This is a genomic window from Leclercia sp. CFBP8987, assembly GCF_034044995.2.
In the GTDB taxonomy this organism is placed as follows: Bacteria; Pseudomonadota; Gammaproteobacteria; order Enterobacterales; family Enterobacteriaceae; genus Enterobacter; species Enterobacter tamurae.
The window spans coordinates 1,596,711-1,609,754 of record NZ_CM188255.1 but is presented as its reverse complement, the minus strand read 5'-3'; the positions used below and the strand labels follow the sequence as shown (position 1 = coordinate 1,609,754).

Here is a 13,044-nt window from a genome sequence, read left to right as displayed (position 1 = left end):
CGCCCTTTGTTATTGATTACAGGACGAATCCTGCAATCTGTCAAGTTACTCTACGAGTAACTTATTCGCCTTTAGCTGCTTTGAAAGCTTCAGCCATTGCGTTGTTAGAGAAGTTTGCATCTTCCTGTTTGTTAACAGTTGCGATTGCATCTTTCTCATCAGCTTCGTCTTTAGCACGAACAGACAGGCTGATTGCACGGTTTTTGCGGTCAACGCCGGTGAATTTAGCTTCAACGTCGTCGCCTACGCTCAGAACCAGAGTTGCATCTTCAACGCGGTCACGTGAAGCTTCAGAAGCGCGCAGGTAACCTTCAACGCCGTCAGCCAGTTCTACGGTTGCGCCTTTCGCGTCAACTGCAGTCACTTTACCGTTTACGATTGCGCCTTTCTTGTTCAGTGCAACCCAGTTGTTGAACGGATCTTCTGCGAGCTGTTTAACGCCCAGAGAGATACGCTCACGCTCTGCGTCAACCTGCAGAACAACTGCTGCGATTTCGTCGCCTTTTTTGTATTCACGTACTGCTTCTTCGCCTGCAACGTTCCAGGAGATGTCAGACAGGTGAACCAGGCCGTCGATGCCGCCGTCCAGGCCGATGAAGATACCGAAGTCAGTGATAGACTTGATTTTACCTTCAACACGGTCGCCCTTGTTGTGGGTTTCCGCGAACTGCTGCCATGGGTTGTTTTTGCACTGCTTCAGGCCCAGGGAGATACGACGACGTTCTTCGTCGATATCCAGAACCATAACTTCCACTACATCACCAACGTTAACAACTTTGGATGGGTGGATGTTTTTGTTGGTCCAGTCCATTTCGGAAACGTGCACCAGGCCTTCAACGCCTTCTTCGATTTCAACGAAGCAGCCGTAGTCGGTCAGGTTGGTAACGCGACCAGTCAGTTTAGTACCTTCTGGGTAACGTTTAGCGATAGCAACCCATGGATCTTCGCCCAGCTGTTTCAGGCCGAGGGATACACGAGTACGCTCGCGGTCGAACTTCAGCACTTTAACAGTGATTTCGTCGCCCACGTTCACGATTTCGCTTGGGTGCTTAACGCGTTTCCACGCCATGTCGGTGATGTGCAGCAGGCCATCAACGCCGCCCAGGTCAACGAATGCGCCGTAGTCAGTGAGGTTCTTAACGATACCTTTGACTTCCATGCCTTCCTGCAGGTTTTCCAGCAGCTGATCGCGTTCTGCGCTGTTTTCGGATTCGATAACGGCACGACGGGAAACAACAACGTTGTTACGCTTCTGGTCAAGCTTGATTACTTTGAACTCAAGCTCTTTGCCTTCCAGGTGCAGGGTGTCACGAACTGGACGAACGTCTACCAGTGAACCTGGCAGGAACGCACGAATACCATTCAGCTCAACAGTGAAGCCACCTTTAACTTTGCCGTTGATAACACCGACTACAGTTTCAGCTTCTTCGTAAGCTTTTTCCAGCGTGATCCAAGCTTCGTGACGTTTAGCTTTCTCACGGGACAGCAGGGTTTCACCGAAGCCGTCTTCTACTGCATCCAGAGCAACGTCAACTTCGTCACCAACCTGGATTTCCAGCTCGCCCTGGGCGTTTTTGAACTGCTCTGCCGGAATGGCGGACTCAGATTTCAGACCGGCGTCAACCAGTACGATATCTTTGTCGATAGCAACAACAACACCACGAACGATGGAACCCGGACGGGTTTCGATTGTTTTTAAGGATTCTTCAAATAGTTGAGCAAAAGATTCAGTCATGTTTAATCTTCAGGTTAATATTAACGTCCACCTGGCTCCATGCCGGATGGGGTTGTTTCACATACCCGCCGTCAATCCATTGCAGCGGGGGTACTGCTAAATCTGTCGCGATTACGCGATTGCCAGTTTTTGGCGCGCATATTGTAGCGCTTTTTCAATCACTTGCTCAATAGTTAAACTGGTAGAATCCAGAACTAATGCATCATCTGCGGGAACAAGCGGCGCAACGGCGCGATTACGGTCGCGGTCGTCGCGTTCTTTTATCTCGGACAAAAGACGTTCAAAGTTAACACTAAAGCCCTTTTCCTGCAACTGTAGCATGCGGCGCTGCGCGCGCTCTTCCGAGGACGCGTCGAGGAAAATTTTGACCGGCGCATCCGGGAAAACCACGGTGCCCATGTCGCGTCCGTCGGCGATCAGGCCCGGTGCATCGCGGAAGGCGCGCTGGCGGCGTAAAAGCGCCTCGCGAACGCGCGGGAAAGCAGCAACCTGGGAGGCGGCATTCGCCACGTCCTGGGTGCGGATCTCACCGCTGACGTCTTCCCCTTCCAGAATCACTTCCAGGTTGCCGTTAGTAGAGACAAAACGCACGTCCAGATGAGCGGCCAGCGGCACCAGCGCCTCTTCAGAAGCCACATCAACATGGTGATGCAGAGCAGCCAGCGCCAGCACACGATAGATTGCGCCCGAATCTAAAAGATGCCATTGCAATGCTTCCGCCATTGCTTTGCACAGAGTACCTTTCCCTGCACCACTCGGCCCGTCAATGGTGATAACCGGGGCAATTGCCGTCATCTTTTTCTCCTTAAAGTAGGCATACCGTTGTGTAAACGCCGCGCATTATACGCATCAACGTGCACAACTGTTACCTTTGCGTGCAAATTACGGAATGATTGAAGCTGAGTGTAGAAGAATTGGACGATGACAGCGTCATGAAGTGTAAGTAATTAAGTGCCGCACCGGGCGGTGCGGCAGAGGATCGTCAGGCAAGCGTACTGATACGCGCCAGCTGGTCGAAATAGTCCGGGAAGGTTTTCGCGGTGCATTTCGGATCGAGAATGGTGACAGGGGTATCCGACAGCGCCACCAGCGAGAAGCACATCGCCATCCGGTGGTCGTTGTAGGTGCCAATTTCCGCCGCCTGCAGCTGGGCCGGTGGCGTCACGCGGATATAGTCCTCGCCCTCTTCCACTTCGGCACCTACTTTGCGCAGTTCAGTGGCCATCGCGAACAGGCGATCGGTCTCTTTAACGCGCCAGTTATAGATGTTACGCATCGTGGTGGTGCCTTTGGCAAACAGTGCCGCCGTGGCAATGGTCATCGCCGCATCCGGGATATGGTTCATGTCCATATCGATGGCGTTCAGTTCACCGCGGGTACAGGAGATGAAGTCATCGCCCCAGGTGACCACCGCGCCCATCTTCTCCAGCACATCGGCAAAGCGAATGTCGCCCTGCACGCTGTTGCGGCCGATACCGGTCACTTTGACAGTGCCACCTTTAATGGCGCCTGCGGCCAGGAAGTAGGAGGCCGATGAGGCATCGCCTTCTACCAGGTAGTTACCTGGCGTCTGGTACTGCTGCCCACCGCGCACCACGAAACGCTGGTAGCTGTGGTTTTCAACTTCTACGCCAAAGGTCTTCATCAGGTGCAGAGTGATATCGATGTAAGGTTTGGATACCAGCTCACCTTTGATGGTGATCGTGGTGTCCTGCGGCGCCAGCGGTGCGGTCATCAGCAGCGCGGTCAGGAACTGACTGGAGACGCTACCGTCCACCGCCACTTCGCCACCGGTAAAGCCACCGCGCAGACGCAGCGGCGGATAGTTTTCCTGCTCCAGATACTCAATCTGCGCGCCGCCCTGACGCAGCGCATCCACCAGGTGGCCAATCGGGCGCTCTTTCATGCGCGGCTCGCCGGTCAGTACGATGTCGTTGCAGCCCAGGCACAGGGCCGCCGCCAGCGGACGCATTGCCGTACCGGCATTACCGAGGAACAGCTCCAGCGCCTCAGCGGAGTGCAGGGCCCCGGCATTGCCGGTCACTTCGCAGCGGGTGCGATCGGCGGACAGGGTATAGTGGACTCCCAACGCTTTCAGCGCATTGAGCATATGGCGAACGTCATCGCTGTCCAGCAGGTTAGTGAGAACAGTGGTGCCGTTGGCCAGCGCTGCCAGCAGCAAGGCGCGGTTCGAGACACTTTTTGAACCAGGCAGATTAATGGTGCCATCTACCCGCGCGATAGGTTGTAACGTCAGGGATTCCATGAAACTTAACTCTCAATTCAACATAATAAAAACCCCGCAGCCTGGCCGCGGGGTAAACAGGGGCGCAATTAACCGTGGCGACGTTCGAAATCAGTCATGAAGTCGGTCAGGGCCTGAACGCCTTCGAACGGCATGGCGTTATAAATAGATGCACGCATTCCGCCCACCACACGGTGGCCTTTCAGCGCGTGCAGACCTGCGGCGAAGGACTCTTCCAGGAACAGTTTATCGAGATTGCTGTCAGCCAGCTGGAACGGGATGTTCATGCGGGAGCGGTTAGCTTTGGCGACGTCATTGCGGTAGAAATCGCTGCCGTCGATCACACTGTACAGCAGCTCAGATTTCTGCTGGTTGATCTTGTTCATCTGCGCCACGCCGCCGTTATTTCGCAGCCATTTAAAGACCAGGCCAGAGAGGTACCAGGCAAAGGTCGGCGGGGTGTTGAACATGGAGTCGTTATCGTTCAGCACGGTGTAATCGAGAATCGACGGGCAGGATTTGTGGGCTTTACCCAGCAGATCTTCACGCACGATCACCAGGGTCAGACCGGCCGGGCCGATGTTTTTCTGCGCGCCGGCGTAGATCACGCCATAGCGGCTGACATCCAGCGGCGCAGAGAGAATGGTAGAGGAGAAGTCCGCCGTCACCACCACGTTCTCGCCAAAGTTGGGCTCTTCATGGATGGCGATGCCGTCGATGGTTTCATTCGGGCAGTAGTGCAGGTAGGCTGCATCCCGGGAGAGCTGCCATTCGCTCATCGGCTTCACCGCGCGTAAACCGTCGACGGTGACTTTGGCATCGATCACGTTCGGGGAGCAATATTTGTGCGCTTCTTTTACTGCGCTGGCCGCCCAGTAACCGGCATCAACGTAGTCCGCGGTGGTTTTGTCACCCAGCAGGTTCAACGGAATGCCCGCGAACTGACCGCGTCCGCCACCGTGGCAGAATAATACTTTGTAATTTGAGGGGATATTTAGCAGGAAGCGAAAATCTGCTTCTGCCTCTTCTGCCACCTGAATAAACTCTTTACCACGGTGGCTGACTTCCATCACCGAGGTGCCAAGACCGTTCCAGTCGCACAGCTCCTGTTGAGCCTGTTTGAGTACATCCGCCGGTAACATTGCCGGACCTGAACTAAAATTAAAGACCTGAGCCATTTCCCCTCACCACGCTAAAAGCCATAAGTTATAACTGTGGATATCGGTTTTATCATTCAGTGACACGCGCCGCAATGTCTAAAACTTATGACCCAGGAAATGTGCCCGCCGTCACACAATACATTCTGCCAGCGGGTTGTCACAAAACCGACAAAATGGCTGTCAGGTGATGCGTTTGGCCCGGCTAACCTTCGTCCATTCCGGATTCGTGCAGCGTGGACATAATTGATGCGCCCCGGCCTGTAGCATCTCAACATGGCCGCAACGTCGACAGGCATAGTCGCCGACTTCGGGTATTGTCATAAAACGTTCCACAAATTCATCCGGCAATATGCACAGTCCGGGCTTAACCTGGTCATCGTCGTAAAAATAGACGCTTATCTGCCCGTTGGTCTCCATAATGGCCAGCTTCACCTGTCCAAGCTGCTCGACGCTGCTCACCCGCAGTTCCATAAAGAACTCAAACTCGGTCATGTTGGCGCGCTTAACTTTTTCCCAGGCCAGCTTGCCCTCTTCGACAATGGCGACCGGTTTACCCTCAAGCAGATCTTCCAGCTTTTCACTTTTCGACATCAGCCACATCACCAGCCGATAGAGCAACGCCAGGGTGACAAAAACGATAAAGACGGGGATCATCGGTACGTCGTCATAAAAGGCCACGTCACCCGCCGCCGACCCCAGCGTCAGAATGATTAACACTTCGAAGAGCGACATCTGACGCACGCCGCGCCGCCCTGTAAGTTTGAGGAACAGGAAAACCAGTACAAAGGTATAGAGACTTCGCAGCGCGACCTCACCTAAAAACTCAACGGGTACTTTATCAAAGGCCATTCGGTGAAGATCGAATGCTTTCATTTTTTATATTCCTTTACAGTAGGTTACTGAATATAAGCATAGCCCAGCCTTTTATTTTCGCCGAAACCGCTGGGGAGATAGCGCCTGCCATGTAAAACCCGTATCATTGCGCGCTTTCCGTACGATATAAGTGATCGCCATGACTCAAACGTTTATCCCCGGCAAAGACGCCGCCCTGGAAGATTCCATCGCTCGCTTCCAGCAAAAACTGACCGACCTGGGCTTTAATATCGAAGAAGCCTCCTGGCTTAACCCGGTCCCTCACGTCTGGTCTGTGCATATTCGCGATAAAGAGTGCGCGCTGTGCTTTACCAACGGCAAAGGTGCCACCAAAAAAGCGGCACTGGCCTCTGCGCTGGGTGAGTATTTTGAGCGTCTGTCCACCAACTACTTCTTTGCCGATTTCTGGCTGGGCGACACCGTGGCGAATGGCCCGTTTGTTCACTATCCAAATGAAAAATGGTTCCCGCTGACGGAAGACGACGAACTGCCGGAAGGGATCCTCGACGATCGCCTGCGCGCGTTTTACGATCTGGACAATCAGCTGACCGCCAGCATGCTGATCGACCTGCAGTCAGGTAATGAAGATCGCGGTATCTGCGCCCTGCCGTTTACCCGTCAGTCTGATGAGCAAACCGTCTATATTCCGATGAATATCATCGGCAATCTGTATGTCTCCAACGGCATGTCCGCCGGTAACACCCGCAACGAAGCGCGTGTTCAGGGCCTGTCCGAGGTGTTTGAGCGTCATATTAAGAACCGCATTATCGCGGAATCCATCAGCCTGCCGGAGATCCCGGCTGACGTGCTGGCCCGCTACCCGGGCGTGGTGGAGTCTATCGCCAAACTGGAAGCCGAAGGTTTCCCAATCTTTGCCTATGACGGCTCCCTGGGCGGTAAGTACCCGGTGATCTGCGTGGTACTGTTCAACCCGGCGAACGGCACCTGCTTCGCCTCCTTCGGCGCGCACCCGGACTTTGGCGTAGCGCTGGAGCGTACCGTCACCGAGCTGCTGCAGGGTCGTAGCCTGAAAGATCTCGACGTGTTCACCCCGCCGACCTTCGATGACGAAGAAGTGGCTGAGCACGCCAACCTGGAGACGCACTTCATCGACTCCAGCGGCTCTATCTCCTGGGATATGTTCAAGCAGGACGCGGATTATCCGTTTGTTGACTGGAGCTTCGCCGGCACCACGGAAGAAGAGTTTGCCACCCTGATGGCGATCTTCACTGCCGAAGGCCAGGAAGTGTACATCGCGGATTACGAGCACCTCAGCGTCTATGCATGCCGTATTCTGGTCCCGGGCATGTCCGATATCTATCCGGTGGAAGATCTGTGGCTGGCGAATAACAGCATGGGTGCGCACCTGCGCGAAACCCTGCTGGCCCTGCCGGAGAGCGCATGGGAGAAAGAGGATTACCTGAACCTCATCACCCAGCTGGACGACGAAGGCCACGACGACTTTACCCGCGTGCGCGAGCTGCTGGGCCTGGCGACGGGCAAAGACAACGGCTGGTACACTCTGCGTATCGGTGAGCTGAAGGCGATGCTGGCACTGGCGGGCGGCGACCTGGAGCAGGCGCTGATCTGGACCGAGTGGACTATCGAGTTCAATGCCTCAGTATTCAGCGCAGAGCGTGCGAACTACTACCGTTGCCTGCAGACGCTGCTGTTGCTGTCCCAGGAAGAGGATCGTCAGCCGCTGCAATATCTGAACGCCTTCACCCGCATGTACGGTGCCGAAGCGGTAGAGAACGCCAGCGCGGCCCTGAGCGGCGAAGCGCCATTCCACGGCCTGCAGGCGGTGGATAGCGATCTGAAAGCCTTCCCTGCTCACCAGTCGTTGCTGAAGGCCTATGAGAAACTGCAGAAGGCCAAAAGCGCTTTTTGGGCTAAATAACGTTACATAACATTACAGATAGTAGGCGTATACATTCGCCTACGTTATATTACGGGGCAATTTTATTGCCCCGTTTTTTATTTCTACGGCGATAAAATTTAATTGTAATAATAAAGTTAAATATTGGTAGCTATAATAATGGCGACCTGACGGTTATTGTTACTTTTTATATGAAATACTCCATTATAATTAACTGTCCGGGAGAGCGTCGGAAGAAAAAAATCAAATCATTTTGTAAGATTTAAAATTTATTTTTATACGGATAATCAAATACTTACTCCGCATTTGCCGAAAAACCACGCACTTTGCGGGCCTATAAGCCAGGCGAGATATGATCTACATCAATTTCTCTTCTATAATGCTTTGTTAGTATCTCGTCGCCGACTTAATAAAGAGAGAGTTAGTGTGAAAGCTGACAACCCTTTTGATCTTTTACTCCCAGCTGCCATGGCGAAAGTTGCCGAAGAAGCGGGTGTCTATAAAGCAACGAAACAACCGATGACGACGTTCTTCCTGGCCATCACTGCCGGGGTGTTCATCTCCATTGCCTTTGTTTTCTATATCACCGCCACCACCGGTACTGCCGGGATGCCTTTCGGTATCGCCAAGCTTATCGGCGGCATCTGTTTCTCACTGGGTTTGATCCTGTGCGTTATCTGCGGCGCTGACCTCTTTACCTCTACGGTGCTTATCGTCGTCGCGAAAGCCAGCGGTAAGATTACCTGGGGCCAACTGGCAAAAAACTGGCTCAACGTTTACGTTGGAAACCTGATTGGCTGCCTGCTGTTTGTCCTGCTGATGTGGTTGTCGGGTGAATATATGACCGCTAACGGCGCGTGGGGGCTTAATGTCCTGCAGACCGCCGACCACAAAGTACATCACACATTTATTGAAGCCGTTGCGCTTGGCATTCTCGCCAACCTGATGGTCTGCCTGGCCGTCTGGATGAGCTACTCCGGACGCAGCCTGATGGACAAAGCCATGATCATGGTTCTGCCTGTCGCCATGTTCGTTGCCAGCGGCTTTGAACACAGTATTGCAAACATGTTTATGATCCCTCTGGGTATTGTAATCCGTGATTTTGCCAGCCCGGAGTTCTGGACCGCAGTAGGTTCCAGCCCGGAAAGTTTCTCTCACCTGACCGTTATGAACTTCATTACTGATAACCTGATCCCAGTCACAATCGGGAACATTATTGGCGGTGGTCTGCTGGTTGGGTTGACATACTGGGTCATTTACCTGCGTGGCGATAACCATCATTAATGGTTTTCTCAGGCAGTAAATAAAAAATCCACTTAAGAAGGTAGGTGTTACATGTCCGAACTTAATGAAAAGTTAGCCACAGCATGGGAAGGTTTTGCCAAAGGTGATTGGCAGAATGAAGTCAACGTTCGTGACTTCATCCAGAAAAACTACACTCCATATGAAGGTGACGAATCCTTCCTGGCCGGTGCTACCGACGCTACCACTGCCCTGTGGGACAGCGTTATGGAAGGCGTTAAGCAGGAAAACCGCACTCACGCGCCTGTTGATTTCGACACCTCCATCGCGTCTACCATTACTTCTCACGACGCGGGTTATATCAACAAATCCCTCGAGAAGATCGTTGGTCTGCAAACTGAAGCGCCACTGAAACGTGCGATTATCCCGTTCGGTGGTATCAAAATGGTTGAAGGTTCCTGCAAAGCGTACGATCGCGAGCTGGACCCGATGCTGAAGAAAATCTTCACCGAATACCGCAAAACCCACAACCAGGGCGTGTTTGACGTTTACACCAAAGACATCCTGAACTGCCGTAAATCAGGCGTCCTGACCGGTCTGCCAGATGCGTATGGCCGTGGCCGTATCATCGGTGACTACCGTCGCGTTGCGCTGTACGGTATCGACTTCCTGATGAAAGACAAATACGCCCAGTTCGTGTCCCTGCAGTCTGACATGGAAAACGGCGTAAACCTGGAAGCGACTATCCGTCTGCGTGAAGAGATCTCCGAACAGCACCGTGCGCTGGGTCAGATCAAAGAGATGGCAGCTAAATACGGCTACGACATCTCCGGTCCTGCGACCAACGCTCAGGAAGCTATCCAGTGGACCTACTTCGGTTACCTGGCAGCGGTTAAATCTCAGAACGGCGCAGCAATGTCCTTCGGTCGTGTATCCACCTTCCTGGATGCCTACATCGAACGTGACCTGAAAGCAGGCAAAATCAACGAGCTCGAAGCACAGGAAATGATTGACCACCTGGTCATGAAACTGCGTATGGTTCGCTTCCTGCGTACCCCTGAGTATGATGAACTGTTCTCCGGTGACCCAATCTGGGCAACTGAATCTATCGCCGGTATGGGCGTAGATGGCCGTACCCTGGTGACCAAAAGCAGCTTCCGTTTCCTGAACACCCTGTACACCATGGGGCCGTCTCCGGAGCCGAACATCACTATTCTGTGGTCTGAAAAACTGCCACTGAACTTCAAAAAATTTGCCGCTAAAGTATCCATCGACACCTCTTCTCTTCAGTATGAGAACGATGACCTGATGCGTCCTGACTTCAACAACGACGACTACGCGATCGCTTGCTGCGTAAGCCCAATGGTTGTTGGTAAGCAAATGCAGTTCTTCGGTGCTCGCGCTAACCTCGCGAAAACCATGCTGTATGCTATCAACGGCGGCGTTGATGAAAAACTGAAAATCCAGGTTGGTCCTAAATCTGAACCAATCAAAGGCGATCTGCTGAACTTCGACGAAGTGATGGAACGTATGGATCACTTCATGGACTGGCTGGCTAAACAGTACGTTACCGCACTGAACGTCATCCACTACATGCACGACAAGTACAGCTACGAAGCCTCTCTGATGGCGCTGCACGACCGTGACGTTGTTCGCACCATGGCATGTGGTATCGCAGGTCTGTCCGTTGCTGCTGACTCCCTGTCCGCTATCAAATATGCGAAAGTTAAACCAATTCGTGACGAAGACGGCCTGGCTGTAGACTTCGAAATCGACGGCGAATACCCGCAGTTTGGTAACAACGATGCTCGCGTTGATGACATGGCGGTTGACCTGGTAGAACGTTTCATGAAGAAAATTCAGAAACTGACCACCTACCGTAACGCTATCCCGACTCAGTCTGTTCTGACCATCACCTCTAACGTGGTTTATGGTAAGAAAACCGGTAACACCCCAGACGGTCGTCGTGCTGGCGCGCCATTCGGACCAGGTGCTAACCCAATGCACGGCCGTGACCAGAAAGGTGCTGTTGCCTCTCTGACCTCCGTTGCTAAACTGCCGTTTGCTTACGCGAAAGATGGTATCTCTTACACCTTCTCTATCGTGCCAAATGCGCTGGGTAAAGACGACGAAGTGCGTAAAACCAACCTCGCGGGTCTGATGGATGGTTACTTCCACCACGAAGCGTCCATCGAAGGTGGTCAGCACCTGAACGTGAACGTCATGAACCGTGAAATGCTGCTCGATGCGATGGAACATCCTGAGAAATATCCTCAGCTGACCATCCGTGTTTCTGGCTACGCAGTACGTTTCAACTCGCTGACTAAAGAACAGCAGAAAGACGTTATTACCCGTACTTTCACTCAGTCCATGTAAGTGGATTTGACTGAAATGACGCCGTAAAACGCGTACAATAAAGGCTCCACGCAAGTGGGGCCTTTTTAACACCTCCCGTACCGCAGTCTCTTTTGCCCGCTATCTATAATGAATGGATAACAGCCAAAACAGACTCGACACAGCCGCTTGAGTTGTGCGTATACACAGGCCCCGGACGGGCCGAATCTGGAGATATCACCGCAATGTCAACTATTGGTCGCATTCACTCCTTTGAGTCCTGTGGCACCGTCGATGGCCCGGGCATCCGCTTTATTACTTTCTTCCAGGGCTGCCTGATGCGCTGCCTGTACTGCCATAACCGCGACACCTGGGATACCCATGGTGGCAAAGAAGTCACCGTTGATGAATTAATGAAAGAGGTGGTGACCTATCGCCACTTTATGAATGCCTCTGGCGGCGGCGTGACTGCTTCCGGCGGAGAAGCGATCCTGCAGGCAGAGTTTGTTCGCGACTGGTTCCGCGCCTGTCATAAAGAGAGCATTCATACCTGCCTGGATACCAACGGCTTTGTCCGTCGCTACGATCCGGTGATTGATGAGCTGCTGGAAGTCACCGACCTGGTGATGCTGGATCTTAAGCAGATGAACGACGAAATTCACCAGAATCTGGTCGGCGTCTCTAACCATCGCACCCTGGAGTTCGCGAAATACATTTCTGGCAAAGGGATTAAAACCTGGATCCGTTATGTGGTGGTGCCGGGCTGGTCAGATGATGACGATTCTGCTCACCGCCTGGGTGAGTTCACGCGTGATATGGGCAACGTTGAAAAAATTGAATTACTGCCGTATCACGAGCTGGGCAAACATAAATGGGTGGCGATGGGCGAAGAGTATAAGCTCGATGGCGTTAAGCCGCCGAAGAAAGAGACCATGGAACGCGTCAAAGGCATTCTCGAGCAATACGGTCACAAAGTCATGTATTAATAAAACGCCCGGTAAAAGCCGGGCGTTTTGTTGTCTAGTTAAAGACGCCATTAATAATGGTGGTCACAATCGCAGTACTCAACGCAATTAAGACCAGATCCTTTCCGACCACCCGCCATTCATAGCCCGGATAAGAAGGTAATTGACCTAACATCGATGCCGGAACGGTCTTCTTCGCGATGCCTGGAGGCAGCGGTTTACCACGAGCCAGGTTTTTCGCAATGCCCGGCGGCAGCGAATCATACCCCGTTAAGCCGTAATTCAACGCCAGGTGCCGGGCATGGTCGTAACTGACGCGTGCATCGACATCGTCTTTAACGCTCTTATTTGATTTGCCTGAATTCTGGTGACCATTATTTTGTTTATGGTCCTGGTTACCAGCATTCCCTTTACCGGAATTGCCGTTACCATGATTGCCGCTATTACCTTGCCCGTTGCCGTGGCCATTTCCATTTCCGTTTCCATTGCCCGGATTAGCCATAGCGGGTGCCGTTGCCAGGGTTAAAGACAAGACTACTGCCAGCGCTGTAGGGATAAAACGACGAGCAGACATGATCGCTGCCTTTTTAGTGATAAAACACATCCAAATT

Annotated in this window: 10 protein-coding genes; 4 read left to right on the top strand and 6 right to left on the bottom strand. The window is 52.8% G+C overall.

All coding sequences use genetic code 11. From position 1 onward, the window contains the following. Nucleotides 1–61: 61 nt before the first annotated feature. From rpsA to SOM40_RS07565, 5 genes are all read right to left on the bottom strand, one after another. Nucleotides 62–1,735, bottom strand: a complete 1,674-nt coding sequence (gene rpsA / locus SOM40_RS07585; RefSeq protein ID WP_004860074.1) for a 30S ribosomal protein S1 — start codon at nt 1,733–1,735, stop codon at nt 62–64. Between the two features lie 111 nt (nt 1,736–1,846). Then, nucleotides 1,847–2,530, bottom strand: a complete 684-nt coding sequence (cmk, locus tag SOM40_RS07580) for a (d)CMP kinase (RefSeq protein WP_032617356.1) — start codon at nt 2,528–2,530, stop codon at nt 1,847–1,849. Between the two features lie 187 nt (nt 2,531–2,717). Then, complete coding sequence (gene aroA / locus SOM40_RS07575; RefSeq protein WP_320457116.1) at nt 2,718–4,001, bottom strand: 3-phosphoshikimate 1-carboxyvinyltransferase; 1,284 nt, start codon at nt 3,999–4,001, stop codon at nt 2,718–2,720. 68 nt (nt 4,002–4,069) lie between these two features. Beyond that, nucleotides 4,070–5,158 carry a 3-phosphoserine/phosphohydroxythreonine transaminase gene (gene serC, locus SOM40_RS07570; protein WP_106992583.1) on the bottom strand — a complete coding sequence of 363 codons (1,089 nt, stop codon included), beginning with the start codon at nt 5,156–5,158 and terminating at the stop codon, nt 4,070–4,072. Nucleotides 5,159–5,320: 162 nt separating this feature from the next. Further along, a complete protein-coding gene (locus SOM40_RS07565) occupies nt 5,321–6,013 on the bottom strand; it encodes a DUF421 domain-containing protein (protein ID WP_106992582.1) in 693 nt (230 codons plus the stop codon). Nucleotides 6,014–6,152: 139 nt separating this feature from the next. On the opposite strand from SOM40_RS07565, the gene ycaO reads away from it, so the two are divergent. From ycaO to pflA, 4 genes are all read left to right on the top strand, one after another. Further along, a complete protein-coding gene (gene ycaO / locus SOM40_RS07560; protein WP_106992581.1) occupies nt 6,153–7,913 on the top strand; it encodes a 30S ribosomal protein S12 methylthiotransferase accessory factor YcaO in 1,761 nt (586 codons plus the stop codon). A 405-nt stretch (nt 7,914–8,318) separates the two neighbouring features. Continuing rightward, complete coding sequence (gene focA, locus SOM40_RS07555; protein ID WP_142488914.1) at nt 8,319–9,176, top strand: formate transporter FocA; 858 nt, start codon at nt 8,319–8,321, stop codon at nt 9,174–9,176. 51 nt (nt 9,177–9,227) lie between these two features. After that, complete coding sequence (gene pflB / locus SOM40_RS07550) at nt 9,228–11,510, top strand: formate C-acetyltransferase (protein WP_225759158.1); 2,283 nt, start codon at nt 9,228–9,230, stop codon at nt 11,508–11,510. 203 nt (nt 11,511–11,713) lie between these two features. Beyond that, a complete protein-coding gene (pflA, locus tag SOM40_RS07545) occupies nt 11,714–12,454 on the top strand; it encodes a pyruvate formate lyase 1-activating protein (protein ID WP_106992578.1) in 741 nt (246 codons plus the stop codon). A gap of 34 nt (nt 12,455–12,488) precedes the next feature. On the opposite strand, the gene SOM40_RS07540 is transcribed toward pflA, so the two are convergent. Continuing rightward, nucleotides 12,489–13,007: an anti-virulence regulator CigR family protein gene (locus SOM40_RS07540; RefSeq protein ID WP_320457117.1), complete on the bottom strand. Its 519-nt coding sequence runs from the start codon at nt 13,005–13,007 to the stop codon at nt 12,489–12,491. Nucleotides 13,008–13,044 lie beyond the last annotated feature (37 nt).